We start from the raw sequence: 25,166 nt of genomic DNA, 5'->3' as shown, positions 1-25,166 counted from the left end.
GGGCCAGGGGATCCGGTCACTGGTCAGGGTTCTGTAATCACTTCCTACGTACGTCTCAGCGGGCCGTGCCGTTCAGCGCGCGGGTGCGGGCCGCCCGGAAGGCCGCGCGGGGGTCGCCGTGGACGTAGGACCAGGGGGCCGCGGTGGCGTGCCGGCCGATGCGCTGGAACAGGGCCGCCGCCTCGGCCGGGCGGCCGGCGCAGGACAGGGCGAAGGCGAGGTGGTTGAGGTCGATGTGGCGGCGGGGGTGTTCGTCGTGCTCCCACTCCAGCCACCAGTCGAAGCAGGCACGCAGGATCCGGCGGGCCCTGGGCCCGGACCAGTGCCCGGAGGCGGCGGGGTCGGCCGGGGCCAGTCCGGTGGCGGCGAGGACCCGGTAGCGCTCGGCGTAGGCGACGACCGGCAGGACTGCAAGGGGGGAGTCGGCCGGGGCCTCGGCGGCGGCCAGCTCGGCGAGGTCGTACGCCTCGTGGTGCTCGGCGGCCCGGCCGCCGGCGGGCCGTTCGGCGAGGCGGGCGAGGAGCAGATGGTGGGCGTGGTGGTGCTCGGGGTGGCGGCGGCGCAGCTCGGCGAAGGCACCCAGTACCTCCCGCTCGGGGCCGAGCGTGCGGGCCAGTAAGAGCAGGCCGAGCCAGGGGGTGGGGTCGGCGGGGGCGTGCTCGGCGGCGCCGGCGCAGGCCTCGCGGGCCTGGTCGGGGTCCTCCTTGCCGCGCAGGGCGCGCTGGACCTGGGCGAGCGCGTAGAGCACGGCGGCGTCGACGGAGTCCGGTTCGGCGTGCAGCCAGTCGCGGGCCCAGGCCGCGGCGTACGGTTCCCGGGCGAGCACGGTGAGGCGGTGGCCGCGGCGGTCCCAGTCGTCGCCGGTGTGCAGCAGCAGGGAGCGGGCGGCTTGGCGCCGGCCCTGGGCCAACGCGGCACGGGCGGTGCGCAGTTCGGCGTCGTCGAGGGCGTCGTCGAAGGCGCCGGAGTCGTCCGGGGCGGTGTCGCCGGACGATTCCGTGGGGGCCCGGTGCGCGCCGAGCAGGGGTGGGAGTGGAGGCACCGCAGGACTTCCTGTTTCTCGGGCTGCCATCGACCGATCACGCACAGCAAACCCCCAGCCAAGGTTTGCGTCAAGCCGAACAGGGCTGTTGTTGCGTTCAACCACCGTTGTTCACAGGGAACTTGGGGAACTCCCCGCAGGTGGTTCCCGGCGTGGGTGGATTTCTGTGGCGTACGCCATGGCGCCGGGCGGCCGGGCCACGGACCATGGCGAATCAACCGCCCTGTTCCGCGTTCTTCCGGGTCTTTGCCGTACCGGGGACGCTACAGTCGGCCACTACGCACCCGTGGTCCGGCCGGATGATCGAGGTACGCAGCGTGTCCGTTCTGGTTCTCCTTCTCGCCGTGAGCGCTGCCTGCTGCCTGGGCTTCGGGTTCGTGCTCCAGCAGGACGCCGCGCAGAAGGCACCGCTCAGCGACTTCCTGTCCTTCCGGCTGCTGCTCGACCTGGTGCGGGTGCCGCGCTGGCTGGGCGGGCTCGGGCTGATGATCGCCGGTATGGTGCTCGGCGCGATCGCCCTCGGCGAGGGCGAGATCTCCCTGGTCGAACCGCTGCTCGCGACCAACCTGCTGTTCGCGCTGGCCCTCTCCCGGCATCAGACCAAGCAGTCCCTGGGCCGCCAGGGCTGGGCGGGGCTGCTGCTGCTCGCGGGCGGGGTGAGCGCGTTCATCATGGCGGGTGAGCCACGGGCCGGCAGCGCCATCTCCGATCCGCTGCGGCACTGGCTGATCATCGGCGCCATGGTGGGCGCGGCCCTGGTACTCACGACGTACGGCAAGCGCTCCCGGCTGAGCTGGGGACCGGTGCTGCTGGCCACCGCCGCCGGGCTGCTCTACGGCGTGCAGGACGCGCTGACCCGGGTGAGCGGCACCCGCTTCTCCGAGGGCGGCTTCACCGAGCTGTTCACCGGCTGGCAGCCGTACGGCGTGCTGGTGTGCGGGGCCACCGGGCTGCTCCTGGTGCAGAGCGCCTTCGAGACGGCCCCGCTGCGCATGTCGTTGCCCGCGCTGACGGCCGCCGAGCCGCTCGCCGGGATCCTGTGCGGGGTCGGCTTCCTCGGTGACCGGCTGCGCACCGACACCGGGGCGCTGGCCTGGGAGGCGGCCGGGCTCGCGGCGGTCGTCGCGGGCATCGTGCTGCTCGGGCTGCACCCGGCGATGCCATGCGGCACGGCGGAGACGGAGCCCTCGGCCCGGGACCTGCAGCGGCGCTGACACCGCCTGCTTGGATGAGGGCATGAACCCTGCTGACGAGATCCTCGACATCGTCGACGAGAACGACCGGGTGATCGCCCAGTACCCGCGCGGCGAGGCGTACGCCCGGGGACTGCGCCACCGCTGCGTGTTCATCCAGGCCCGGGACGCGGCCGGCCGGCTCTTCGTGCACCGGCGCACGGCCACCAAACTGGTCTTCCCGGCCCTGTACGACATGTTCGTCGGCGGGGTCGTCGGGGCGGGCGAGTCCTACGCCGAGGCGGCCCTGCGCGAGGCCGAGGAGGAACTGGGGGTGACGGGGCTCCCCCAGCCGACGTACCTCTTCAAGTTCCTGTACGACGACGGGGCCGGGAACAGCTGGTGGTCGGCGGTGTACGAGGTGCGCTGCGAGCTGCCCGTACGGCCCCAGGCGGAGGAGGTCCAGTGGCACGCCTTCCTGCCCGAGGAGGAGGTCGAGCGGCGGCTCGGCGAGTGGGAGTGGGTGCCGGACGGGCTGGCGGCGTACGAGAGGCTGAAGGTGTTCCGGAGCGGTGGGTGAGGCGCCGGTAGGGTCGGCGGCGTGAGCGAATTCGTGACGAACATCCGGCTGTGGTTCGCGCCGGAGCAGGTGCGGGACGAGGGCGGCACGCCCGACTACCGGTTCTCGCTGGCCAACGAGCGCACCTTCCTCGCCTGGCTGCGCACGGCGCTCGCGCTGATCGGCGGCGGATTCGCGGTGGACCAGTTCCTGCCTCACCTGCGCTGGGCGTGGCGGGTCGGTCTCGCGCTCGCGCTGCTCGGCGCCGGTGTGCTGTGCTCCCTGCGCGCGGTGAACCACTGGGTGCGCTGCGAGCGGGCGATCCGGCGCGGCGAGGACCTGCCCGCGTCCCGGTTCCCGGCGGTGCTGAGCCTCGTCGTCGCGGTGGTGGCCCTGGTGATGGTCGTGGTGGTGCTCGCCGGATGGGCGGGGTGAGCACGGCCCGGCGCGACCCGGGGCTGCAACCGGAGCGCACCCGGCTGGCGTGGCGTCGTACGACCCTCTCGGCCGCCGTGGCCGCCGTACTCGCGGTCAAGACCGCCCTGCACGGTGGCGCCTCGGTCACCGCGGTCACCGTCTGTGCCCTGTGCTGTGGGCTCTTCCTGGGCTTTCTGGGGGTGGCCCACCGCCGGATCCGGGCCCTTGCGACCCGCACCCGCCCGCCGGCGCTCGCTCCCCGGCACGCGACCGCCGCGGTGCTGTGCGCGGTGGCGCTGGCGGTGTGCGCGGCCGTGCTGGTCGTCTAACTCCCCTCGCCGCCCGGGTCCACGGTGACCACGATCTTGCCGCGGGTGCGGCCCTCCTGGCTCAGCCGGTGCGCGTCCGCCGTGCGCTCCAGCGGGAAGGTCTCCTGGACGGGCACGGACACGGCGCCCTGTTCCACGAGTTCCGTCAGCCGCGTGAGGTCCTCGGCGTCCGGGCGGACGAAGCAGTAGCGGCCGCCGTGGCCCAGCACCTCCGGGTCGGCGATCGACGCCAGCCGGCCCTTGGGGGCGAGCAGGCCGACCGAGGTCCGCAGGGTGTCGCCGCCGACGGTGTCGAAGACCGCGTCGACGCCCTCGGGGGCGAGCCGGCGCACCCGTTCGCCCAGGCCCTCGCCGTAGGTCACCGGCTCGCCGCCGAGGCCCCGCACATGGGCGTGGTTGCGTTCGCTCGCCGTGCCGATGACCCGGGCGCCGAGGTGTGCGGCGATCTGCACGGCGAGGGAGCCGACCCCGCCGGCCGCCGCGTGCACCAGCACGGTCTCGCCGCGCTTGAGATTCAGCGCCTTGACAAGCACCTGGTAGGCGGTGAGCCCGGCGAGCGGGAGGCCTGCGGCCTGCTCGAAGGAGAGGTTGCGCGGCTTGCGGGCCAGGGTGCGCACGGGTGCGGCGACGTACTCGGCGAAGGTGCCGCGGGAGAGGAAGTCCTCGCGGCAGTAGCCGATGACCTCGTCCCCGGGGGCGAACTCCGTGACCGAGACGCCGGGCCGGACGACCACCCCGCTGACGTCCCAGCCCGGGACCACCGGGAAGACGGCGTCGAGGACCGCGTCCAGCCGGCCCTCGCGGCACTTCCAGTCGACCGGATTGACGGCCGCCGCCCGGACCTTGACCAGCACCTGGTCGGGGCCGACCTTCGGGTCGCGCACCTCGCCGTACTCCAGCACCTCGGGTCCGCCGTAGCGGCGGTAGCTGATGCCCTTCATGCCCTCGACCCTCCGGGGTACTCGAACGCCACGCTAGCGGTATGCACCGATATATACCGCTTTGCCGCGTAGCCTGTCCGTCGCCGAGAATCCCGTACCCCCACCGAAGGTGACCCTCATGACCACCCTTCACCAGGAACACACCGAGCACGCCACGCACAGCCACGGTCCGGGCTGCGGGCACAACGCCGTGCCGCACGGCGACCACCTGGACTACGCGCACGACGGACATCTGCACCGCGAGCACGAGGGCCACTGGGACGAGTGCGAACCGGCCGCGCACACCGTCCACGAGGACCACAAGCACGTGCACTACGACGAGTGCGGGCACGCCCAGGTGTGGCACGGCGACCACATCGACTACCTGCACGACGGTCACCGGCACGCCGAGCACGACGGCCACTGGGACGACCACTGATCCCACGAGGCACAGGGCCGACGGCTCCCCGGGCAGCGCGCCGGGGAGCCGTCGGCATATCGTGGCTCCGATCACGTTTGGCCCGTTGCCGGGCACGCGCACTGGACGACATACCGACCGGTCGGCATCATGAGTCGCGTCCTGTTCATCCGTTCGTAGGAGTGATGTATGAGCGCCGACCACCCGCCCGGACTCGACCTGGACCGGCTGCGCGCCCTGCTCGACCGTGAGCGCCCCGGTCTGGTCACCGGCCCGCTGACCGGCCGGCTGATCGAGGGCGGCCGGTCGAACCTCACCTACGCGCTGTCCGACGGCACGTCGAAGTGGGTCGTACGACGACCCCCGCTCGGCCATGTCCTCGCCACCGCGCACGACATGAAGCGCGAGCACCGGGTGATCAGCGCCCTGCACCCGACGCGGGTGCCGGTCCCGCGCCCGGTGCTGCTGTGCGAGGACGAGGAGGTGCTCGGGGCGCCGTTCTACGTCATGGAGTTCGTCGAGGGCACGCCGTACCGCACCGCCCAGCAGCTGGCCCCGCTGGGTGCCGAACGTACTCGCGACGCGGTGCTGGCCCTGGTGGACACGCTGGTCGAGCTGCACGCGGTGGACCCCGCCGAGGCGGGCCTTGAGGACTTCGGCCGGCCCGAGGGCTTCCTGGACCGGCAGCTGCGCCGCTGGGGCAAGCAGCTGGACGCCTCCCGCAACCGCGACCTGGCCGGCATCGACGAACTGCACGCGGCCCTGGGACGGGAGCTGCCGCACTCCCCCGCGCCCACCGTCGTCCACGGCGACTACCGGCTCGACAACGTCCTGATCGGGGACGACGACCGGATCAAGGCCATCCTCGACTGGGAGATGTCCACGCTCGGCGACCCGCTCACCGACCTGGGCCTGCTGGTGATGTACAGCCGGCCGCTGGGCATGGCGGACTCCCCTGTCTCCACCACCGCCGAGGCGCCGGGGCACCCGTCCCCGCAGGAGCTGATCGAGCGGTACGCGGCGCGCTCCGGGCGGGATGTGTCGGCGGTCTCCTGGTACGAGGCGTTCGCCTGGTTCAAGCTCGCCGTGATCCTGGAGGGCATCCACTACCGGTACACGCTGGGCCAGACGGTCGGGCGGGGCTTCGACCGGATCGGTGACCTCGTGCCCGTCTTCATCGACCACGGACTGACCACTCTTCAGGAAGGCTGACCGCTCATGGACTTCGCGTTCGACGCCCGCACCGAGGAGATGCGCGCCAAGCTGCTCGCCTTCATGGACGAGTACGTGTACCCGGCCGAGGCGGTCGCCGAGGAGCAGCGGGCCCGGCTCGCCTCGCCGTGGGCCACCCCGGCGGTGGTCGGGGAGCTGAAGGCCGAGGCCCGCCGGCAGGGCCTGTGGAATCTGTTCCTGCCGGACGCCGAGAACGGCGCCGGACTGACAAACCTCCAGTACGCGCCGCTCGCCGAGATCACCGGCCGCTCACCGCATCTCGCGCCCACCGCGACGAACTGCGCCGCGCCCGACACCGGGAACATGGAGGTGCTGGCGCAGTTCGGCAACGAGCAGCAGAAGAAGCAGTGGCTGGAGCCGCTGCTGGCGGGTGAGATCCGCTCGGCGTTCGCGATGACCGAGCCGGAGGTGGCCTCCTCGGACGCCACCAACATCACCACCCACATCGAGCGGGACGGCGACGATTACCTCATCACCGGCCGCAAGTGGTACATCTCCGGCGCGATGAACCCGGACTGCAAGATCTTCATCGTGATGGGCAAGACGGACCCGGACGGCGCCGACATCCGCCGTCAGCAGTCGATGGTCCTGGTCCCGCGCGACACGCCGGGCGTGACCGTCAAGCGCGCCATGCAGGTCTTCGGCTACGAGGACCACTCGCACGGCGGGCACGCCGAGGTGATCTTCGACCACGCGCGCGTGCCGGTCACCAACCTGATCGGCGAGGAGGGCGGCGGCTTCGCCATCGCCCAGGCCCGGCTCGGCCCGGGCCGGATCCACCACTGCATGCGGCTGATCGGCATGGCCGAGCGGGCGATCGAGCTGATGTGCCGGCGGGCCGTGTCCCGTACGGCGTTCGGCAAGGCGCTGGCCCAGCAGGGTGTGGTCCAGAACTGGATCGCCGATGCCCGGGTCACCGTCGAGCAGCTGCGGCTGCTGGTGCTGAAGACGGCCTGGCTGATGGACACCGTCGGCAACAAGGGCGCCCACACGGAGATCCAGGCCATCAAGATCGCCACCCCGCGTGCGGTGGTCGGCATCCTGGACCGGGCCATCCAGCTGCACGGCGCGGGCGGGGTGAGCCAGGACTTCCCGCTGGCCGAGCTGTACGCGAGCGCCCGCACCCTGATGCTGGCCGACGGCCCGGACGAGGTGCACCAGCGGTCGCTGGCGCGGCGGGAGTTGCAGCAGCACTCCTGAGCCGCGCTGTGCGGCAAGGGGAGGGCGTGTGGACGTGGAGCGTGCCGAATGCGGCGCGCGCCACGTCCGCAGCCTCTCCGTGGGGTGCCCCGCCGGGGACCAGGGGTGTCCCCCGGGCAGAGAAAGCACCGCCGCCGCCTCACGGGGGCGGGCCGGGACGCGGTCGCGGCCGTCGCCGGGGCGGCCGCCGCCGGCCGGGTGTCCGTCGGTACGATCCAGACGCTGACCTGCGTCGGCCTGCGCGCCGAACTGGCCGCCTTCCACCGCTAGTTCCCCGCTGTCCAGGTGTCCGCGCGGGACGCGACCGGCGCCGAGCCGACCGAGGCGCTGCGCGCGGGCGAGCTGGACCTCGCCGCGGCGGCCTTCGGCGACGTCCACGCCGGGTCGGGCCTGGAGACGGCCGTACGGCGCTTGCCGCCCTCCCCCGGCGGCTTCGCCGCCGTATCACCGCGTCAAGGGCGCAGCGCCCGCAGCAGCAGATCGGCCAGGTGGTCGGCGACCTGCTGCGGGGTGAGCGGGCCGTCGGGGCGGTACCAGGTCGACAGGTGGTGGACGGAGCCGAAGTGGTAGTCCACGACCAGGTCGGCCGGGGTCGCCGTGGAGAAGACGCCTTCCCGCTGGCCCTCCTCGATCAGCGCGCGGAACCGTTCGTGGTAGCGCCGGCGCTCGGCGCGGACCTGCTTGTTCTTCTCCGGGCCGAGGTGGTGCATGGACCGGAAGAAGATCATGGCGTCGTCGAGGTTGTCGATCGTCGTGACGACCACGTCCGCCGCGGCGGCTCTGAGCCGTTCCTCCACCGGCGCGTCCATGCGGGCGAAGTGGTCCAGCCGCTCCTGCTGGATGCGCAGCACGCGCGCGTACACCTCGTGCAGGAGGTCGTCCTTGGAGCCGAAGTAGTGGTACAGCGCCCCCTTGGTGACGCCGGCCGCCTCCACGATCTCCTGCACGGAGGTGCGGTCGTAGCCCTGCTCCGCGAAGAGCCGGGTGGCGGCGGCCAGCAGCCGCTGCGGAACGGGCGTCCCGTCTCCGTCCGTCGTCCTGGGCACTGCCGCCACCTGCCTTCCGTGATGCTGATCGGGTCGTGATGCCTATCGGGTGTCGTCTGCGCGGGAACGGCGCGAACGCAGCTCCCGACGGAGGATCTTGCCACTCGCCGTCTTGGGCAGGTCGGGCAGGATCTCCACCTGACGCGGGTATTTGTAGGCGGCCAGTCTCTCCTTGCAGTACACCGCGAGTTCGTCCGGGGCCGCCTCGGCGCCCGCACGCAGGCTGATATAGGCCTTGACGGTCTCGCCACGGTAGCCGTCGGGGACGCCGACGACAGCCGCCTCGCGCACCGCCGGGTGGGTGTACAGCACGTCCTCGACCTCGCGCGGCCACACCTTGAAGCCGGACGCGTTGATCATGTCCTTCTTGCGGTCGACGACGTAGAGCCAGCCCTGGGCGTCCATGAAGCCGATGTCGCCGGTGCGCAGCTCGCCGTCCGGGAAGGACTCGGCGGTGGCGTCCGGGCGCCGCCAGTAGCCGGGGACCACCTGGGGCCCTCGTACGACGATCTCGCCCTGCTCCCCGAAGGGCACCTCCTCGCCCTGCTCGTCCACGATCCTGACGACCGTGTCGGCGCCGGGCACGCCCACCGACAGCGTCCCGGAGACCGGGTCCACGGGCGCCTCCAGGCCGGGCGGGACGGCGGCGCTCGGTCCGGAGCACTCGGTGAGGCCGTAGCCGACCCGGATGTACGGCCCGAAGCGCGCGCGGAACCTCTCCACCAGGGCCGGGGGCACGGGCGCGCCGCCGGAGGAGAGGTTCACGAAGGAGGCGAAGTGCTCCGGGGTGGCGTCCGGGTGGGCGGCGAGCGCCATGTAGGCGGTGGACGGGCCGACCGTGTAGTGCGGGCGGTGCTCGGCGAACGCCTCCAGGACGAGTCCGGGCTCGAAGCGGTAGGTGAGCACCAGGGTGCCGGCGCTGTTCAGGCAGGCGCCGAACTGGCAGACCATGCCGGTGATGTGGAACAGCGGCGCGAGCGCGTAGTAGGCGGGCGCCTCGGGCAGCGCGAGCCCGGTCCGCTGCCGTTCGGCGTTGTGCATGATGTTGCCGTGCGTGTTGGTGGCGCCTTTGGGGGTGCCGCTGGTGCCGGAGGTGTAGCTGATCAGGGCGATGTCGTCCGGGCGCGGGTCGCGGCCCTCGGGCGCCTTGCCGCCCTGCCGGGCGACGGTCACGAGGTCGTCGGCGTCCGGCGCCTGGGGCAGCCGCTCGAAGCCGAGCACGCGCGCGTCGTTGCGGGTTTGGAAGTCCAACTCGCTCGCGGTGAGCACGACCCGCACCGGCGCCCCGGCCGCCGTCTTCCGGAGGTACGCCTCCCAGGCCCGGTCGGAGCAGATCAGCGCGGCCACCTCGCCGTCGAGCAGGATGTGCTCCATCTCGGCAGACTTGTACATCGGGTTGACCGGGACGACGGTCGCGCCGGCCTTCCAGGCGCCGAGGACGGCGAGCACGAAGTGCGGGGAGTTCTGCAGCAGCACCGCCACCCGGTCCCCGCGCTCCAGCCCGCGCGCGGCGAGGTGGGCGGCGACGGAGTCGCTGAGCCCGTCCACCTCGCGGTAGCTCAGCCGGGCGTCGAAGTAGGCGAGGAAGGTGCGCTCGGGCGCCTCGGCGACGGCCGTCCGCAGGGCGTGGACCAGCGAGTCGGCGGGGTCGACCGGGCCGCGCTGGGCGTCGTCGAGCAGCGCCAGCCAGGGCCGGTCCGCGTACCGGGAAGCGCTCACCGGGCCTCCTCCCACTTCCGCTGGAGGTGGTTCATGCCGCTCAGCCAGCGGTCCGGTTCGGTGGCCCGCGCCTGGTAGTACTCGGCCACCTCGGGGTGCGGCAGGATCAGGAAACGGTCCTCCCCGATGCCCCGGAACAGGGCGTCGGCGACGGCCTCCGGTTCGATCGCGGTCGGATGGAGCACCAGGTCCCCCGCGCTGCCGGTCGCGGCCAGCATGTCCGTCCGCACACCCTGCGGACAGATCGCGTGCACCTTCAGACCCCGGTGGCGGTACGTCAGCGACAGCCACTCGGCGAAGGCGTAGGCGCCGTGCTTGGTGACGCTGTAGGAGGGGGCACCGATCATGGTGAGCAGCCCGGCGGCCGACACGGTGGACACGAACCGCCCGCGACCGCGCTCCAGCCAGTCCGGGAGCAGCTCATGGGCGGCGCGTACGTGTGCCATGACATTGACGTCCCAGGACACCGCCCAGGACCTCTCGTCGAGCGGCCCGCCCGCGCCGCCGTCCTCGAAGGCGACACCGGCGTTGGCGCAGTAGACGTCGACGGTGCCGCCGAGCGCGTCCCGGGCGTCGCCGACGATCGCGGAGGCGTCACCCGCCACGGCGATCCCACCGATCTCCTCGGCCACCGCCTTGGCCTTCTCGCCGTCGAGGTCGTTGACGACGACCCGGGCCCCCTCGGCGGCGAACCGCCGGGCCAACGCGGCGCCGATCCCGCCGCCCGCCCCGGTGACGACCACTCCCGCATCCTGCACGGCTTCCACCATGGGTCTCCTTCGACACGACTCTGCGCGGCGCGCATCGGCTCTGGTCCGGCCAGACTAACCGGTCGGTATGTGTGAAGGAAGGGCGACTGCGCCAACCTCTAGCCATGCGCCTGTCCCGACGGAACCTGCTCGCATCGGCAACGATGGCAGCCCTTCCCGCCGCATCCGAGCATCGTGAGGAACTGCACACCGGCTTCGAAAGGCTCGCGGCCGACGGTTACTCCCTGCTCAAGGGCCGGCGCGTCGGCATCGTCACCAACCCGACGGGCATCACCGAGGACGCCCGCCACATCGTCGACGTCATGCACCAGGACCCCCGTGTGAAGCTGACGGCGGTCTTCGGCCCCGAGCACGGCTTCAGGGGCACCGCACAGGCGGGCGGCTCCGAGGGCCGCTACGACGACCCGGCAACGGGGCTGCCCGTCTACGACACCTACCTCAAGAGCGGCAAGGCCCTCGCCGACGTCTTCACCGCCTCCGGCGTCGACACGGTCGTCTTCGACATCCAGGACGTCGGCGCCCGCTTCTACACGTACATCTGGACGCTGTACGACTGCATGGAGGCCGCACAGCTCGCGGGCAAACGGTTCGTCGTCCTCGACCGGCCCAATCCGGTGACCGGCCGCGAGGCCCAAGGGCCGGTCCTGCACAAGGAGTTCGCCACGTTCGTCGGCCGGCAGCCCATCGCGCAGGCACACGGCATGACCGTCGCGGAGCTGGCGCGGCTGTTCAACGGCGAGTTCCTGAGCAGGGCCGTAGCGCTGGAGACCGTGCTGATGAGCGGGTGGAAGCGGTCGGACTGGTACGACCGCTCCGCGCTGCCGTGGGTGCCGCCGAGCCCGAACATGCCGACCCCGGACACGGCCCTCGTCTACTCCGGCACCTGCATGTTCGAGGGGACCAACGTCTCCGAGGGCCGGGGCACGACCCGTCCCTTCGAACTGCTCGGCGCCGAGGGCGTCGACGGCCGATGGGCCGCCGCGGCGAACGAACTCGCGCTGCCCGGCGTGCGGTTCAGGGAGGCGTACTTCGCGCCCACCTTCTCCAAGTTCCAGGGCAAGACGGTCGGCGGGGTGCAGATCCATGTGCACGACCGGGCCGTCTACGACCCCGTACGCACCGGGATCGCACTGCTGGTGACCGTGCGCAAGGTCTGGGGCGGCTTCGCGTGGCGGCCGGACGACTGGATCGACAAGCTCACCGGCTCCTCCCGGGTGCGCACCATGATCGACGCGGGGGCGGGCACCGACGAGGTGACCGGCGCCTGGCAGGACGAGCTGGCCGCGTTCCGCCGGGTTCGAAAGGAATATCTCCTGTACAGGTGAGCCGCACTGTATGGCCAACTTCGCCCCTCCGCAGGACGATACGCCCGCAACGCATCGTTTCCGGGGGGACGAGGGAGCCTGACATGGCGGATCCTGGGATGAGCGTGACTCCCTACTGGGAGCTGACCTTCGACGCGGACGGGGACGTGGACCCGCCCGAACGCGACCGGCTGACGGCGCAGGTCGCGGAGCAGGGCGTCCGCGACCTGATCGTGTTCTCGCACGGCTGGAACAACGACCGCTCGGGCGCGACCGCGCTGTACCGCCGTTTCTTCGCCCCGCTCCCGGCGCTCGCGCCCCGGGCCCGGCTCGGGTACGTGGGCGTGATCTGGCCGTCGATGCGGTTCAGCGACGAGCCGATCCCCGACTTCCCGAAGTCGCCGGCGGCCCTGGCGGCCGAGACGGCACCGGGCCCGGCGCTGGACAAGGACACCCGGCGCGCCCTGCTGGAGACCTTTCCGGGCCGGGCGCCCGTCCTCGACCAGCTGGCCCGGATGCTGGACGAACCGCCGGGTGGCACACAGGGGTTGACGGAGTTCGGGCGGCTGGTGCGGCTGCTGGTGGACGGGGAGCGGCCCGGCGTGGCCGACACCGGGGAGGAGGGCGAGCCGCGCGTGTTCACCGAGGACCCGGCGACCGTGTGCGGGGAGTTCGCCGAGGCGCTGGCCGCGGTCCGGTCGTCCGCCGCACCGGAGGGGTTCAGCATTCCGAACCCCTGGGACGGCGCCAAGGAACTGCTGCGGCAGGCGACGTACTACACGATGAAACGGCGGGCCGGGACGGTCGGCGAGCAGGGGCTCGGGCCGGTGATCGGGCAGGTGGCGCAGGCGGCGCCCGGGGTGCGGGTGCATCTGGCCGGGCACAGCTTCGGCGGGCGGCTGGTGTCGTTCGCACTGCGCGGGCTGCCCGACGGGGTGCGCACGGTGAAGTCGGTGACGCTCCTGCAAGGGGCCTTCTCGCACTACGCGTTCGCGGACCGGGTGCCGCAGGCCCCCGACAAGGCGGGGGCGCTCAAGGACCAGCAGCGGCGGATCGACGGGCCGCTGGTGTGCTGCTACTCGCACTTCGACGCGGCGCTCGGCACGTTCTATCCGCTGGCCTCCCGGCTGTCCGGGGACGACCGCTCGTGTGCGGGCAGCGAGATCGCGGCCGTGCTGGGCCCGGAGTGGGGTGCCATGGGGCACGACGGGGTGCAGGCGGTGCCGGGGACCGCCCGGCTGGACCTCGCGGCGGCCCTGGGCGGAGGGCTGCCCTCCGCGGGGTGCGTGAACGTGGACGCGGCCTCGGTCGTCTGCCACGGCGGTCCGCCGTCCGGGGCACACAGCGACATCGTGCACCCCGAACTGGCGCGGCTGGTACTGGCGGCGGGCCGCGTCACCTGACCTGTCGACCCGGCCCACCGGCGTTGGCCGACGAGTGTTCGCCAACGCCGGTTCGCCGGCGCCTGGTCACCGGTGCGACGTGTACTCCACCACCTGCTGGAACGTCGGCCGGTTCTGCCAGCTGATCTTGCCGTGCTTGATGCCGCCCAGGGTGCGCTGGGCGATCGAGTCGGCGCACCACTGGTCGCCGGCCGAGCACTGGCCGTCGCCCGGGTAGACCTGGGCGGCGGTCATCCCGGCCGCCTGGTCCAGGGTGCCGATCAGGGCGTCCCGGCAGGCGCTGAGGCTGCCGCCGCCGCAGTACTTCTCGGCGAGTCCGCCCTGCACGTTCTCCCCGAGCACCGCCCGGATGTCCTTGTCGACATAGCTCCACCAGCCGAACTGGAAGGAGCTTCCGGCGTGCGAGCCGGTCGGGCCGTGTCCGGCGGACGGGGCCTCGTCGACCGGCAGGTCGTTCGTGAAGGCGGTGTACAGGTCACTGCCGAGGCCAGGCTGGAACTCCGCCTTCACCAGCAGCGGCCACCAGGCGTCCAGGATGCGGATCGCGTCGGCGTCGGCGTAGGTCTTCGAACCGGCGGACGTCTCCGTGCGCTTGGCACCCGCGGTCACCCACGCCTGCAGCTTGCCGGCCGCCGCCGCGGCCGTGGGGTCGGTCACCGTCGAGGAGTTGATCACCTTGAGCAGCTTCGGCAGCACGTCCTCGGCGCGCAGATCGGCCAGGGCCGCGTCCGCCATGGCCTGCACCAGCTTGGTTCGGGTCACCCCGCCGGATGCGACCAGCTTCTTCACCCGGTCCTGAAGCAGGTTCCCGCGGTGCACGGACCCGTCGCCCCACGAGGCGGTCGTGTAGTCCCTGGCCTGCTTGTTGTTCCAGGAGATGTAGTAGTCCTGGTCGACGGAGTTGGGGTGGGCGGAGGCCGGGGTGTAGTCGGCGGTGTTGGTGGCCGGGTCCCAGTTCTGCCACTCGTACGCCGGCTGCGCCCAGAGGGGGAACTCCGAGTCGACGCCGACGGCGCGGACCGGGTTGTCACCGCTGTTGTAGTACGCGGTGTGCTGGGAGTCGGCGTAGAACCAGTTGAAGGTGTAGTTGATGTGCTGGGCCGCGCTCTGGAAGTCCTTCGGGCCCTTGACGTAACCGGGGTCGTTCAGCATCTGGAAGCCGATGATCGAGTCGGCCTCGTGCAGATACGAGGAGCGCAGCGTGGTGTAGGCGACCTTCTTGCCGCCCACGGTCGCGCGGTACTCCACCGGGCCGTACTTCGTGCGCCAGACCCGCATGGTGTACGACCCCGCAGGCGTGCTGTCGGCCATGGTCGGTGACCAGGAGTCCTTCTGCTCGATCCGGTCCATGGCCGTACAGGTGCCGTGGTACAGGTAGTGGTAGTCGTCCTGGCACAGCTCGACGGCGTAGGTGTCGATGATGTCCTGGCCGGAGGTGGTCGCGCTCCAGGAGTAGTCCTGGCCGCGGCCGAGTTCGACGTACATGCTCAGACCCGCGAAGGAGGCGCCGCGCGCGCTGATGCCCGGGCCCTGGATCTCCTGGAGCATGAGCAGCTGCGGGGCGAAGTAGCCGGTCTGCGGGCCGAAGACGGCGATCGGATGGCCGCTCGCGGTGTACTTCCCGCTGACCACGAGCGCGTTGGACATCCCGCGCTTGGCGGAACCGAGCGTGGTCTTGGCGGCGGTGGCCGAGGTGCTCTTGGCGGCCGTGGTGGAGGCGCTGCCCGTACGGTCGTAGACGAGGGGTTCCTGGGTGACCGAGCCGGGGTCGGGCAGGGCCTCGCCCTTGGCGTCGGCGGGCTTGGCGCCGTACGGGAAGCTCTCGCCGTCGTGCACGGTCAGGGCGGCCTCGGGGTCGTTGCGCTCGCGGAAGGACTCCCAGACCCTGGTGCCGTCCTCGACGCCGTACTTGGACTGGGCGGCGATCAGGGAGAGGGCGTTGCTGACCTCGCCACCGCCGCCGGAGCCGAAGAGCGAGCCGATGACGGAGGCCAGCGCCACGAGGTCGGTGACCTTGAAGTGGTCTATGGTCCCGGCGTTGGTGATCGGGTCCTTGTGGCCGGTCAGGTCGTATTCGCCGGGGAAGTAACGGCCGCTGTCGGAAGCATCGATATAGGCATTTATGCCGTCAAGGTAGGCGTTGGCGTCCGCGAGGGCCTGCTGGCCGCGGGCGCCGTTGTGGGCCACGGCGTTGTCGATCTGTGCCTGCAGGTCGGCCTCGGTATAGGGGGCGTTGCGGTAGAACTCCTGCTCCAGGCCCTGGTTGGCGGCGGCGCCGCCCGCGAAAGAGGTCAGCTGTCCGCGGCCGACGTGCCGGAAGAGGTCCATCATCCACAGCCGGTCCTCGGCCGCCGCGTAGCCGGCGCCGTACTCGGTGCCGTAGCGGGTGGTGCCGGTGATGTGCGGCACACCGGCCTTCTTGTCCCGCACGATCGTCACGTCGCCGCGTCCGCCCGGCTTCTCGGTGGAGGCGACCTGGTCGGACGGGACGCCGAAGGAGGCGTCGTCGAAGAAGTCGTTGATCTTCGCGTCGGTCAGGCCCGGGTAGCCGGTGGCGAGGCCGGCGTACGGGCCGAGCTGGTCCTCGGCGTGCGCGGGCTGGGTGCCGAAGGCCTGGTTGAGCAGGATCTGGGCGAGTGTGGCGTTGCCGTTCTCGCCGGGCGGCAGGATGTCCGAGCACTGGCCGCCACAGTAGTCGTTGGAGGCGGCGGCGGCCGCCTGCTGGGTGAGCGGGGAGAGAAGTCCGGCGACGAGAACGCATATCGACGCCGACTTCAGGAACCCGGCGAGACGGCGGGACGTTCTCAGTCTGTCAAGGGCGGTGCGTGGGGTTCGCCGTGACATGGCAGCTCCTAGTGACAGAGGTGGCCGAACGTTACCGCCGGTATCCCCAGCTTTAAAGATGAACATGCGTCACTTTCCGGAGTCCGCAAGCGGAACGAGAGAAGAACACGCGAAGAGATGGAGCCGAATCGCCTGTCGATACGTCTATTCGGCGACGTCCGTGCGACGACGCCGAAGTGACCGAAGTACAGGTGCAGGTGTGACGGAGGTGCAGGGCGATGGCCGGTTTCCGGAGTCTGGCGAGACAGGTACGCGATCCGGACTGCGATCTGGCACTGCGGCGGTACTCACTGCGCAAGTGCCTTGAGAAGTTCGCCCCTTACGGGCATCGGGCGACCTGGGACCATCTGTGCGCCCGGGCGGGTTTCGGCCCCGAGGACCGCTCCCCCGACCCGGCGCGGCTCGTGGCCGCACTGGAGGAGCTGGAGGAGGCCCGTTCCGTCTGGCTCGCCTACGAGACCGAGTTCACCGAGCGGCGCAGGAAGGAGAAGCACGACGGGCTCCGCCGGCCGGGCAGCGTGGACGACTGGCACCGGCTGACCTGGGGCGGCTTCGGGGTCGCCTGGTGCGACGACCCCCGCGTCCACCCTGCCGAGCCGCTGGCGGAAGTGCTGCGCCGCCTGATCGCCGCCCTGGAGCGGGAACCGGGCTCGGGGTGCCCGGTGTGCGGCGGTGACCGCCTGGTCTGGCGCTACGGCCTGGACCACGAACCGTCGTCCGGCCCGGTCTGCACGGAGTGCGGCATCCTGGTGCCGCGCCCTGTGCTCACGCCACGGGCACTGGAGTTCGCCAGGCGGGGGCGGTTGTTGATGTCGGCCTGAGGGGCGGCGTTTCAACGGGGGGCTTTGATCTGGGGGGCGTGTAGGGGATGCCGCGCCCCCTGCTGTGCGGCGACCGGAGCCGTTGTCGGTGGTGGCCGGCACCATCGGAGCATGGTGCAGGTGTGTCTCAACGGAAACCGTACGGCCGCCGACGGCGTCGGGATTGCGATGTCGCCCGAGGAGATGGCCCGTTCCGCGGCGCAGGCCGTGGCGGCCGGGGCCACCTCTGTGCACGTCCACCCCAAGACGCCGTGCGGGCACGACAGCCTCTCCCCGCGCGTCCTCGCCGCGACCCTGGAGGCGATACGGGCGCGGGTGCGGGTGCCGGTCGGAGTGACCACGGGTGCCTGGGCGGAGCCCGATCCGACGGCACGGCTCGCTCGCGTGCGCAGCTGGCCGGTGCTGCCCGACTTCGCCTCGGTCAACTGGCATGAGCCGGGCGCCGAAGCGGTCGCCGAACAGCTGCTGGCCATGGGCGTGGGCGTCGAGGCGGGCATCTGGTCCGGCACGGACGGGGCGGCCCGGTTCGCCGCGTCGCCGCGGGGACCGGCGGTGCTGCGGGTACTGGCGGAGGTGACCGATCCGGACCCGGCGACGGCGGAGGACTCGGCGCGGGCCCTGCTGGCGGAACTCGGCCAGGCGCACGGCCGCCCGGTCCTGCTGCACGGCGAGGAGGGCGGCACCTGGCCGGTGCTGCGGCTGGCCGGGCGACTGGGCCTTGCGACCCGGATCGGCCTGGAGGACACCCTGGTGCTGCCGGACGGCAGCCGGGCGTCCGGGAACGCTCGGCTGGTGGCCGAGGGGCTGGTCCAGTACGGGTCGTTCCAGCGCTCGTCGTAGGGCAGACCGACGAGACGGGCACCGGTGGCCTCGTCCTCGGTGCCCAGGACCGAGGCGCAGGTCCCGAACACGTCCGCGGCGGGGTGAACGGGGCCAACTCCCCTGCCCACGCCCGCTCCTGCCCCAGCGCTCGCGGACATCGACACCGTGTGCGGCGGCGTGGCCGGCCGGGAGAGGGCGACGCTATCAGCCGTAAATCGGCTCGCTCCACCCGATTCCCGTCCGGACAGTGGAGCCGATGAAACCGAACCGATGAACACGGGGAGTCCCATGTCCACGCTGCGCGTCACCGCCGAAGTGCTGACCGTCCACGAGCATCCGAACGCCGATGCGCTCGAGCTGGCCCAGGTGGGCCTGTACCGGGCCGTCGTCGCCAAGGACGCGTACCGCACCGGTGAAGCCGCCGTCTACATCCCCGAGCAGTCCGTGCTCCCGCCCGAACTGATCGAGGAGCTGGGCCTGACCGGACGGCTGGCGGGCGGCGAGGCCAACCGGGTCAAGGCGGTGCGGCTGCGCGGCGAGCTGTCGCAGGGGATCGTGTGCCGGCCGAAGGCGCTGGCCGACGTCGACCTGGCGTCGGCGGCGGCCGAGGGGACGGACTTCGCCGAACGGCTGGGGATCACCAAGTGGGTGCCGCCGATCCCGCCGACCATGAACGGCGAGGTGGAGTCCGCTCCCGACCTGCTGCCCTGGGTCGACATCGAGAACATCCAGCGCTACCCGGACATCTTCGCACCGGGTGAGCCGGTCGTCCTGACGGAGAAACTGCACGGCTCGGCCTGCCTGCTGACGTATGTCTCCGGCGAGGGACGGGTGTACGTGTCCTCCAAGGGCTTCGGCGCCAAGTCCCTGGCGCTGAAGGAGGATCCACGGAACCTGTACTGGCGGGCGGTGCGCGGGCACGGTGTCGCCGAGGTGGCGGCGAGGCTCTGCGAGCGGCTGGGCGCCACGCGGGTCGGCATCTTCGGGGAGGTGTACGGCGCGGGGGTGCAGGACCTGTCGTACGGCGCCGACGGGCGGCGGGACACGCTGGGGTACGCGGCGTTCGACGTCTGTGCGGAGCTGGACGGCACCGTGCGCTGGCTGGACGCGGCGGAGCTGCTGGAGGGGGAGCTGCCGGTGGTGCCTCGGCTGTACGCGGGGCCGTACGACATCGAGCGGGTGCTGGAGTTCGCCGGCGGCCGGGAGACGGTGTCCGGGCGGGGGCTGCATCTGCGGGAGGGCGTGGTGATACGGCCTGCGGTGGAGCGGTACAGCGCGGTGACCGGGGGCCGGGCGATCGCCAAGGCGGTCAGCCCGGCGTACCTGACGCGTAAGGGCGGCACGGAGTACGAGTGACCGGTCGTGCTCCCCGCCCGGTGCAGGCGCCGGCCTTGCCGGATGCCGGCGAGGGCGAAGGCGGGCGGGGAGGCGGCCTCCAGGGCGACGATCAGGGTGGCGAGGTCGCGGGGGGGCGGGCGGCAGGGCGGCGCCGGCCGCGGCGGACAGCAGCAGGAACCGCAACTTCCCCGGCGGCACGCGCCGCTGGTCGCCCTCCAGCTTCGTGACCGATCAGCAGGGCCGCGAGCAGCGCGCCGCCGAGGACCAGGAACCGGATGACGAGTGTGGAGTGGTCGGCGGATGCCGGTGAGCGCGCGGTGAGCAGGCGGTGAGCCTGCCCGTCCAGGGTGGACCCATGACCGGTCCCGGGAGCGGGACCGACCCGACCGAGGGAGTCGACGATGGGTGCTCTGACCGGGAAGACGGCGCTGGTGACCGGCGGATCGCGGGGTATCGGGCGGGCGGTGGCGCTGCGGCTGGCCGCCGACGGCGCGCTGGTCGCCGTGCACTACGGGCAGAACGCGGCCGCGGCCAACGAGACCGTGGCACTGATCGAGAAAGCCGGTGGGCAGGCCATCGCCGTCCGCGCCCGGTTCGGCGAGGCCGGCGCCGTTCAGGCACTGTTCGAGCAGCTGACCGAGGGACTGGACGGCCGCGGGCTGGACGTCCTGGTGAACAACGCCGGGATCTCCTCCACCCACTCGATCGCCGAGGTCACCGAGGAGGAGTGGGAGCGGCTGCTCGCGGTCAACGTCACCACCCCGTTCTTCGTGATCCGGCGGGCGCTGCCGCTGCTCAACGACGGCGGGCGCATCGTCAACATGGGTTCCACCGCCAGCCGGTTCGCCGTCTCCACCCAGATCGGCTACACCGTCACCAAGGCCGCGCTGGAGTCGCTGGCACCGTCGCTGGCCAACGAACTCGGCCGCCGGGGCATCACCGTGAACACGGTCGCGCCGGGCGCGGTGCGCACCGACCTCACCGCCGGGTACACCTCGATCCCTGAGGTCGTGGCCGGACTGGAGGCGATCACCGCCCTGGGGCGGCTGGGCGAGCCGGAGGACGTGGCCGACGTCGTCGGCTTCCTGGCGGGTCCGCAGGGCCGCTGGGTCACCGGGCAGACCCTCGACGTGTCCGGCGGCACCTGGCTGGGCCCCCTCGCAGCCGGGTGAGCGGCTCAACTGCCATGGCCCGCTTGCATAATTGGCTGCATGCGCTTCGGAATCCTCGGCGGCACGCAGGTGTGGGGCGACGACGGCACCCCGGTTCCGGTCGGCGGCCCGGCCCGACGGGCCCTGCTCACCCTGCTGCTGATCCGGCCCGGCGACACCGTCCCCGCCGACCGGCTGGCACAGGGCGCCGGCCCGGACGGCGCCCCGTCCGCCCACGCGCTGCAGTCACAGGTGTCCCGCTTGCGTGCGGCGCTGGCGGGGGCGGCCGTGATCGAGCGCACCGGGGCGGGCTACCGCCTCCTCGCCGACCCGGACGACGTGGACGCCGGCCGCTTCGAGCGGCTGGCCGCCGAGGGCCGGGAAGCGTTGCGGGAGGGCGACGCCGAGGGGGCCGTGACGGCGCTGCGCGCGGCGCTGCGGCTGTGGCGGGGGCCCGCGCTGGCCGACCTGGCGGAGGTCGAGCAGGGCCGCGCCGCCGCCGTGCGGCTGGAGGAACTGCGGCTGACGGCCCTGGAGGACCGTATCGAGGCCGAGCTGGTCCTCGGCGAACACCGTTGCGCCGTCCCGGAGTTGCGGGAGCTGGCCGGCCGGTATCCGCTGCGGGAACGGGTCTCCGCCCTGCTGATGCGGGCCCTGTACGCCGACGGCGGCCATGCCGAGGCGCTGCTGGTGTTCGAGCAGGTACGGCGGCACCTCGCCGAGGAGCTGGGCGCCGACCCGTCGGCGGAACTCATGTCCCTCCACCAGGAGTTGCTGGCCGTCGACCGCACACCCGCCCCCGCCGCGCCGCCCGCCCCGCTGACGGCGTTCGTCGGCCGCTCCGGCGAGATCGCCGAGGTCGCCGCCCTGTTGCGCGTGGCTCGTCTGGTGACGCTGACCGGGCCGGGCGGGGTCGGCAAGACCCGGCTGGCCGCCGAGGTCGCCGCCGCCGCGGACGACGAGGTCTGCTTCGTCGAACTCGCTCCGCTGCGCGACCCGCGCGTCCTGGCACAGACCGTGCTCGCCGCGCTCGGGCTGCGCGAGCGGGGACTGCACGCGGTCGACGGGGTCGGCCAGGGGGCGCTCGACCGGCTGACGGCCGCCCTGTCGGGGAGGACGCTGCTGCTGGTCCTGGACAACTGCGAGCACCTGGTGGAGGCAGCCGCCGTCCTCTCGGCCCGCCTGCTCACCACCGGCCCCGGGCTGCGCGTGCTGGCGACCAGCCGCGAGCCGCTCGGGGTCATCGGCGAGCATCTGCACCCCGTACGGCCACTCGACGACGGGGCGGCCGTCGAGCTGTTCACCGACCGGGCCCGTGCCGTGCGGCGTGCCTTCGTGCCCGACCGGGAGGCGGTGCGCCGGGTGTGTGCGGCGCTGGACAACCTGCCGCTGGCCATCGAACTCGCCGCGGCCCGGCTGCGCACGCTGAGCCTGGAGGAGCTGACCGGCCGGCTTCGGGACCGGCTGGGCGTGGCCGCCCGGGGCAGCCGTACGGCCGACACCCGGCACCGGACGCTGCGATCGGTGGTCGCCTGGAGCTGGGACCTGCTGGACCCGGCGGAGCAGCAGGCGGCGCGGCGCTTCTCCGTGTTCGCGGCGGGCGCGACGACGGACACCGCGTGCCGTGTGTGCGCCACCGACGAGGACGTCCTTGCGGCGCTGGCCGACAAGTCCCTGCTGGAGCGAACGGCGGACCGCTATCGCATGCTCGCCACGATCCGTGCCTACGCCGCCGAACGCCTCTGCGAGGCGGGCGAGGAGAGCGACACGAGAGCGTCTCACGCCCGCGCCCTGCTCGGGCTCCTGCGCACCACCGAGCCGTTGCTGCGCGGCCCCGGGCAACTGCGCCGGCTGGACGACCTGTCGGCGGAGCGGCCCGAGCTGTTGGCGGCCGTGCGCCGGGCGGTCGGCGCGGGCGATTGGCGGACCGTGCTGGAACTGCTCGGCGCGGCCTCGACGTACCTGTGGATCCGGGGCGCCGCCGGGGCGTTCGCGGCCCAGGCCGCCGCCGTACTGGACGCCCTGGGCGACGACGTGCCCGACGGGCTGGGCGAGGAGTACGCGCTCTGCGTGCTGCTCGCCGCGTCCGGTCCCGACGGGCGGCAGGCCTGGCAGCGTCACCGGGAGGCCGCGGGGCGTGCGCTGGCCGCGGCGTGGTCGGGGACGGACGCCGGCCGGTGGCCCGCCGGACTGCTGCCGTGGATGATGCAGCACGCGAGCGACCTGGGGGCGCCCGCCGCCCACGCGCTCGTCTCCGCCCAGCGGGACCGCCCCGACCGCTGGACAAGGGCGGCCGCGCACTATGTCGCCGCCTTCGGCCCGCTCGGCGAGGGCGACTTCTGCGCGGGCGAGCAGGGTCTGCGGACGGCGGCCCGGGAGTTCCGGGCGCTGGGCGAGCGCTGGGGCGCCGCGCTGGCCCTGGACGCGCTGGCCGGCCTGGCCGCTGCGCGGGGCGCCCACGCAGAGGCGGCCGCACTCCTCGACGAGGCGCTCGGCCTCGCCGAGGAGCTGGGCGCCCTGGAGGACTGCGCCGACCTGCTGGTCAACCGCGGCGACCTGACGGTGACCACGGACCCGGACGCGGCCCGCGCCGACTACGTCCGGGCCGCCGAGTACGCCCGCCGGGCCGGCAGCGAGCCCACGCTGGCGGCGGCCCGGCGGGGGTTCGCGGACATCGCGCTGCTGGACGGCGACACCGCCACCGCACGGGAGTGGTACGCCCGGGCCCTGGACGGGCTTGACCCGCACCGGGTGAAGGGCATCGGCAGCCGGGTCCGCGCCCTGGCCGGGCTTGCCCGGATCGCCCAGGCCGACGGGGACGCGGAAGGAGCCGCCTCCCGGTACCGGGAGGCGGCGGAGTCGGCCGCGCTGCCGGGCCGCGCACTGCCCGAGTCGCTGCGCCTGCTGGGGCTGCCCGAGGCGCTGGTGGAGGCGGTGAGCGGACGGGCTAGCGCTGCTCCGTCATGAGGCGCGACCCCGTCAACCGCTCGCCGAACACGTCATCCGGGTTGGACAGGACGCACGTCTCCAGCGAAAGACACCCGCACCCGATGCAGTCGGTCAAGTGGTCACGCAAACGGTTCAGCTGCTTGATGCGTTCGTCGAGCTCCGACCGCCACGTCTGCGACAGCCGCGCCCAGTCCTCCCGCGTCGGCGTCCGCTCCTCCGGCAGCTGCGCGAGCGCGTCCCGGATCGTGGCCAGCGGGATCCCGACCCGCTGGGCCGCGCGGACGAAGGCGACCCGGCGCAGTGTGTCGCGGCTGTAGCGGCGCTGGTTGCCGGCCGTGCGGGTGCTGCTGATCAGGCCCTTGGACTCGTAGAAGTGCAGGGCGGAGACGGCGGCACCGCTGCGCGCGGACAACTGGCCGACGGTCAGCTCGTGGATCTTCTCGGGAATCTGGGGCACCCCTCAGAGCCTAGTCGCCCCGCGCCGGTCGCGGTCCGTTGACAGGCGCCCCGCACCCGACCATGCTAAGCAGTCGCTTAGGCATGTGAGCGAGACGCGAGCGAGAGGCCGGGAACATGGCAGAACCGAGGACCTTCACCTCCCCCGACGAGCTGAAGGCGGCCGTCGGCGAGCAGCTGGGGTACACCGACTGGCTGGAGGTCGACCAGAAGCGCATCGATCTGTTCGCCGAGGCCACCGGCGACCACCAGTGGATCCATGTGGACCCGGAGAAGGCCGCGGCGGGCCCCTTCGGGACCACGATCGCCCACGGCTATCTCACGCTCTCCCTGCTCCCGCTCTTCGGCCCGCAGCTGATCCGGGTCGAGGGCGTGAAGATGGGCGTGAACTACGGCACCAACAAGGTCCGCTTCCCCTCCCCCGTCCCCGTCGGCTCCCGGCTGCGCGCCACCGCGAAGATCACCGGCGTCGAGGACGTCACCGGCGGCGTCCAGGTGAGCATCGCCTTCAGCGTGGAGCGCGAGGGCGGCGACAAGCCGGTGTGTGTCGCGGAGTCGGTGTCCCGGTACTACCTGTGACCCGGTGGGCGCCCTACTTGGCGCCCACCATCCGCAGCACGAGGTCGGCGTAGAGCGCGCCGACCTCCTCGGGGGTGAACGGGCCGTCCACGCTGAACCAGCGGGCCACGTCGATGCACAGCGACAGCACGGCGAGGGTGGTGCCCTGGACGTCCAGGACGTCGAACTCGCCCGCGGCCACACCGTCCTCGACGATCCCGCGCACCTCGGCGTCGACCTGGCGGCGCAGCGCGACGATCTCGGCGCGGGCCTCGGGGCCGAGGGCGTCGAGTTCGTACTGCACGACGCGCGCGGTGGTGCGCCGCCCCGCGTGCCAGCGGACGAAGGAGCTGACCGCGTCGGCCAGCCGTTCCTTCGCCGTGCCCTCGCGGCCGGCCGCCGTGCGCAGGATGTCGAGGGCCTTGTCGTGACCGATCCGGCTGATCCGGTGGAGCAGCTCTTCCTTGGTCTTGTAGTGGATGTAGAGCGCGGCCGGGCTCATGCCGGCGCGGCCCGCGATGTCGCGGGTGGTCGTCGCGTGGTAGCCGCGTTCGGCGAAGGCCTCCACGGCCGCGACGAGCAGCCGTCGGGCCGCCTCAGGGGTGACCTCTTCCCACGGCTCCACTTCGCCGCCGGTCGTGTCCTCCGCCGTACTCATCAGCTCGCTCGCCCCTCTCGGTGACAGGAGCACCACC

At 72.6% G+C, this 25,166-nt stretch carries 24 protein-coding genes; 16 read left to right on the top strand and 8 right to left on the bottom strand.

The annotated features are described in order from the left end of the window. Positions 1-55: 55 nt before the first annotated feature. Complete coding sequence (locus tag BFF78_RS33065) at positions 56-1,042, bottom strand: hypothetical protein (RefSeq protein WP_069781795.1); 987 nt, start codon at positions 1,040-1,042, stop codon at positions 56-58. A 317-nt stretch (positions 1,043-1,359) separates the two neighbouring features. Here BFF78_RS33065 and BFF78_RS33060 point away from each other — a divergent pair, with 317 nt between their 5' ends. From BFF78_RS33060 to BFF78_RS33045, 4 genes are read left to right on the top strand one after another with little or no spacing between them, the layout of a single operon-like run. Beyond that, on the top strand, positions 1,360-2,256 hold the full coding sequence (locus BFF78_RS33060) for a DMT family transporter (RefSeq protein ID WP_069783955.1): 897 nt from the start codon (positions 1,360-1,362) through the stop codon (positions 2,254-2,256). Positions 2,257-2,278: 22 nt separating this feature from the next. Further along, positions 2,279-2,794, top strand: coding sequence for an NUDIX domain-containing protein (locus tag BFF78_RS33055; protein WP_069781794.1), 516 nt, complete (start codon positions 2,279-2,281; stop codon positions 2,792-2,794). A 21-nt stretch (positions 2,795-2,815) separates the two neighbouring features. After that, the gene (locus tag BFF78_RS33050) at positions 2,816-3,208 is read left to right on the top strand and encodes a YidH family protein (RefSeq protein WP_069781793.1); all 393 of its coding nucleotides are present in this window, start codon (positions 2,816-2,818) and stop codon (positions 3,206-3,208) included. Next, positions 3,196-3,519, top strand: a complete 324-nt coding sequence (locus BFF78_RS33045) for a DUF202 domain-containing protein (protein ID WP_069781792.1) — start codon at positions 3,196-3,198, stop codon at positions 3,517-3,519. Before BFF78_RS33050 ends, BFF78_RS33045 begins: the two co-directional genes overlap by 13 nt. Here BFF78_RS33045 and BFF78_RS33040 read toward each other — a convergent pair. Continuing rightward, positions 3,516-4,460 carry an NADP-dependent oxidoreductase gene (locus BFF78_RS33040; protein WP_069781791.1) on the bottom strand — a complete coding sequence of 315 codons (945 nt, stop codon included), beginning with the start codon at positions 4,458-4,460 and terminating at the stop codon, positions 3,516-3,518. The two genes, BFF78_RS33045 and BFF78_RS33040, sit on opposite strands and share 4 nt — an antisense overlap. Before the next feature lie 118 nt (positions 4,461-4,578). On the opposite strand from BFF78_RS33040, the gene BFF78_RS33035 reads away from it, so the two are divergent. The 4 genes from BFF78_RS33035 (at position 4,579) to BFF78_RS47455 (ending at position 7,560) form a co-directional block, all read left to right on the top strand. After that, on the top strand, positions 4,579-4,878 hold the full coding sequence (locus BFF78_RS33035; protein WP_069781790.1) for a hypothetical protein: 300 nt from the start codon (positions 4,579-4,581) through the stop codon (positions 4,876-4,878). 168 nt (positions 4,879-5,046) lie between these two features. Beyond that, positions 5,047-6,069: a phosphotransferase family protein gene (locus tag BFF78_RS33030; RefSeq protein ID WP_069781789.1), complete on the top strand. Its 1,023-nt coding sequence runs from the start codon at positions 5,047-5,049 to the stop codon at positions 6,067-6,069. A 6-nt stretch (positions 6,070-6,075) separates the two neighbouring features. After that, the gene (locus BFF78_RS33025) at positions 6,076-7,290 is read left to right on the top strand and encodes an acyl-CoA dehydrogenase family protein (RefSeq protein ID WP_069781788.1); all 1,215 of its coding nucleotides are present in this window, start codon (positions 6,076-6,078) and stop codon (positions 7,288-7,290) included. A 105-nt stretch (positions 7,291-7,395) separates the two neighbouring features. Then, the gene (locus BFF78_RS47455) at positions 7,396-7,560 is read left to right on the top strand and encodes a hypothetical protein (protein WP_193433587.1); all 165 of its coding nucleotides are present in this window, start codon (positions 7,396-7,398) and stop codon (positions 7,558-7,560) included. A gap of 182 nt (positions 7,561-7,742) precedes the next feature. On the opposite strand, the gene BFF78_RS33020 is transcribed toward BFF78_RS47455, so the two are convergent. From BFF78_RS33020 to BFF78_RS33010, 3 genes are read right to left on the bottom strand one after another with little or no spacing between them, the layout of a single operon-like run. Beyond that, the gene (locus tag BFF78_RS33020; RefSeq protein WP_069781787.1) at positions 7,743-8,336 is read right to left on the bottom strand and encodes a TetR/AcrR family transcriptional regulator; all 594 of its coding nucleotides are present in this window, start codon (positions 8,334-8,336) and stop codon (positions 7,743-7,745) included. 42 nt (positions 8,337-8,378) lie between these two features. After that, positions 8,379-10,055 carry a class I adenylate-forming enzyme family protein gene (locus BFF78_RS33015; protein WP_069781786.1) on the bottom strand — a complete coding sequence of 559 codons (1,677 nt, stop codon included), beginning with the start codon at positions 10,053-10,055 and terminating at the stop codon, positions 8,379-8,381. Beyond that, a complete protein-coding gene (locus BFF78_RS33010) occupies positions 10,052-10,825 on the bottom strand; it encodes an SDR family oxidoreductase (RefSeq protein WP_069781785.1) in 774 nt (257 codons plus the stop codon). Before BFF78_RS33010 ends, BFF78_RS33015 begins: the two co-directional genes overlap by 4 nt. Positions 10,826-10,929: 104 nt before the next feature. Between BFF78_RS33010 and BFF78_RS33005 the strand changes: the two genes are divergently transcribed. Beyond that, positions 10,930-12,150, top strand: coding sequence for an exo-beta-N-acetylmuramidase NamZ family protein (locus BFF78_RS33005; RefSeq protein ID WP_069781784.1), 1,221 nt, complete (start codon positions 10,930-10,932; stop codon positions 12,148-12,150). Between the two features lie 83 nt (positions 12,151-12,233). Further along, positions 12,234-13,532, top strand: coding sequence for a serine-threonine protein kinase (locus BFF78_RS33000; protein WP_069781783.1), 1,299 nt, complete (start codon positions 12,234-12,236; stop codon positions 13,530-13,532). A gap of 66 nt (positions 13,533-13,598) precedes the next feature. Here the strand turns inward: BFF78_RS33000 and BFF78_RS32995 are convergent, their stop codons facing one another. Further along, positions 13,599-16,376, bottom strand: coding sequence for a penicillin acylase family protein (locus tag BFF78_RS32995; protein ID WP_069781782.1), 2,778 nt, complete (start codon positions 16,374-16,376; stop codon positions 13,599-13,601). A 218-nt stretch (positions 16,377-16,594) separates the two neighbouring features. On the opposite strand from BFF78_RS32995, the gene BFF78_RS32990 reads away from it, so the two are divergent. From BFF78_RS32990 to BFF78_RS32970, 5 genes are all read left to right on the top strand, one after another. Continuing rightward, the gene (locus BFF78_RS32990) at positions 16,595-17,197 is read left to right on the top strand and encodes a hypothetical protein (protein WP_069781781.1); all 603 of its coding nucleotides are present in this window, start codon (positions 16,595-16,597) and stop codon (positions 17,195-17,197) included. 111 nt (positions 17,198-17,308) lie between these two features. Next, entirely contained in the window at positions 17,309-18,037 is a 729-nt protein-coding gene (locus tag BFF78_RS32985; protein ID WP_069781780.1) for a 3-keto-5-aminohexanoate cleavage protein, read from the top strand. Positions 18,038-18,307: 270 nt separating this feature from the next. Continuing rightward, entirely contained in the window at positions 18,308-19,375 is a 1,068-nt protein-coding gene (locus BFF78_RS32980) for an RNA ligase (ATP) (RefSeq protein WP_069781779.1), read from the top strand. Positions 19,376-19,758: 383 nt separating this feature from the next. Further along, entirely contained in the window at positions 19,759-20,529 is a 771-nt protein-coding gene (locus BFF78_RS32975) for an SDR family NAD(P)-dependent oxidoreductase (protein ID WP_069781778.1), read from the top strand. A 39-nt stretch (positions 20,530-20,568) separates the two neighbouring features. Continuing rightward, positions 20,569-23,475: an ATP-binding protein gene (locus BFF78_RS32970; protein WP_069781777.1), complete on the top strand. Its 2,907-nt coding sequence runs from the start codon at positions 20,569-20,571 to the stop codon at positions 23,473-23,475. Here BFF78_RS32970 and soxR read toward each other — a convergent pair. After that, on the bottom strand, positions 23,456-23,914 hold the full coding sequence (soxR, locus tag BFF78_RS32965; protein ID WP_069781776.1) for a redox-sensitive transcriptional activator SoxR: 459 nt from the start codon (positions 23,912-23,914) through the stop codon (positions 23,456-23,458). The two genes, BFF78_RS32970 and soxR, sit on opposite strands and share 20 nt — an antisense overlap. A gap of 116 nt (positions 23,915-24,030) precedes the next feature. Here soxR and BFF78_RS32960 point away from each other — a divergent pair, with 116 nt between their 5' ends. Further along, positions 24,031-24,492, top strand: a complete 462-nt coding sequence (locus BFF78_RS32960) for a MaoC family dehydratase (protein ID WP_069781775.1) — start codon at positions 24,031-24,033, stop codon at positions 24,490-24,492. Between the two features lie 13 nt (positions 24,493-24,505). Here the strand turns inward: BFF78_RS32960 and BFF78_RS32955 are convergent, their stop codons facing one another. Further along, positions 24,506-25,129 (bottom strand): TetR/AcrR family transcriptional regulator, encoded by a 624-nt coding sequence (locus tag BFF78_RS32955; protein WP_069781774.1) that lies wholly within the window; start codon positions 25,127-25,129, stop codon positions 24,506-24,508. Positions 25,130-25,166: the final 37 nt, after the last annotated feature.

The organism is Streptomyces fodineus, from assembly GCF_001735805.1.
Classification (GTDB): Bacteria; Actinomycetota; Actinomycetes; order Streptomycetales; family Streptomycetaceae; genus Streptomyces; species Streptomyces fodineus.
The sequence above is the reverse complement of the archived record's forward strand: the minus strand, read 5'-3'. Positions and strand labels throughout refer to the sequence as shown.

What these genes read in the sequence shown, in the direction of transcription:
- BFF78_RS33055 (WP_069781794.1), top strand. Translation starts at nt 2,279, where the DNA reads ATGAACCCTGCTGACGAGATCCTCGACATCGTCGACGAGAACGACCGG.
- BFF78_RS33045 (WP_069781792.1), top strand. Translation starts at nt 3,196, where the DNA reads ATGGGCGGGGTGAGCACGGCCCGGCGCGACCCGGGGCTGCAACCGGAG.
- BFF78_RS33040 (WP_069781791.1), bottom strand. Translation starts at nt 4,460, where the DNA reads ATGAAGGGCATCAGCTACCGCCGCTACGGCGGACCCGAGGTGCTGGAG.
- BFF78_RS33035 (WP_069781790.1), top strand. Translation starts at nt 4,579, where the DNA reads ATGACCACCCTTCACCAGGAACACACCGAGCACGCCACGCACAGCCAC.
- BFF78_RS33030 (WP_069781789.1), top strand. Translation starts at nt 5,047, where the DNA reads ATGAGCGCCGACCACCCGCCCGGACTCGACCTGGACCGGCTGCGCGCC.
- BFF78_RS33025 (WP_069781788.1), top strand. Translation starts at nt 6,076, where the DNA reads ATGGACTTCGCGTTCGACGCCCGCACCGAGGAGATGCGCGCCAAGCTG.
- BFF78_RS33010 (WP_069781785.1), bottom strand. Translation starts at nt 10,825, where the DNA reads ATGGTGGAAGCCGTGCAGGATGCGGGAGTGGTCGTCACCGGGGCGGGC.
- BFF78_RS33005 (WP_069781784.1), top strand. Translation starts at nt 10,930, where the DNA reads ATGCGCCTGTCCCGACGGAACCTGCTCGCATCGGCAACGATGGCAGCC.
- BFF78_RS33000 (WP_069781783.1), top strand. Translation starts at nt 12,234, where the DNA reads ATGGCGGATCCTGGGATGAGCGTGACTCCCTACTGGGAGCTGACCTTC.
- BFF78_RS32995 (WP_069781782.1), bottom strand. Translation starts at nt 16,376, where the DNA reads ATGTCACGGCGAACCCCACGCACCGCCCTTGACAGACTGAGAACGTCC.
- BFF78_RS32990 (WP_069781781.1), top strand. Translation starts at nt 16,595, where the DNA reads ATGGCCGGTTTCCGGAGTCTGGCGAGACAGGTACGCGATCCGGACTGC.
- BFF78_RS32985 (WP_069781780.1), top strand. Translation starts at nt 17,309, where the DNA reads ATGGTGCAGGTGTGTCTCAACGGAAACCGTACGGCCGCCGACGGCGTC.
- BFF78_RS32980 (WP_069781779.1), top strand. Translation starts at nt 18,308, where the DNA reads ATGTCCACGCTGCGCGTCACCGCCGAAGTGCTGACCGTCCACGAGCAT.
- BFF78_RS32975 (WP_069781778.1), top strand. Translation starts at nt 19,759, where the DNA reads ATGGGTGCTCTGACCGGGAAGACGGCGCTGGTGACCGGCGGATCGCGG.
- BFF78_RS32970 (WP_069781777.1), top strand. Translation starts at nt 20,569, where the DNA reads ATGCGCTTCGGAATCCTCGGCGGCACGCAGGTGTGGGGCGACGACGGC.
- BFF78_RS32960 (WP_069781775.1), top strand. Translation starts at nt 24,031, where the DNA reads ATGGCAGAACCGAGGACCTTCACCTCCCCCGACGAGCTGAAGGCGGCC.
- BFF78_RS32955 (WP_069781774.1), bottom strand. Translation starts at nt 25,129, where the DNA reads ATGAGTACGGCGGAGGACACGACCGGCGGCGAAGTGGAGCCGTGGGAA.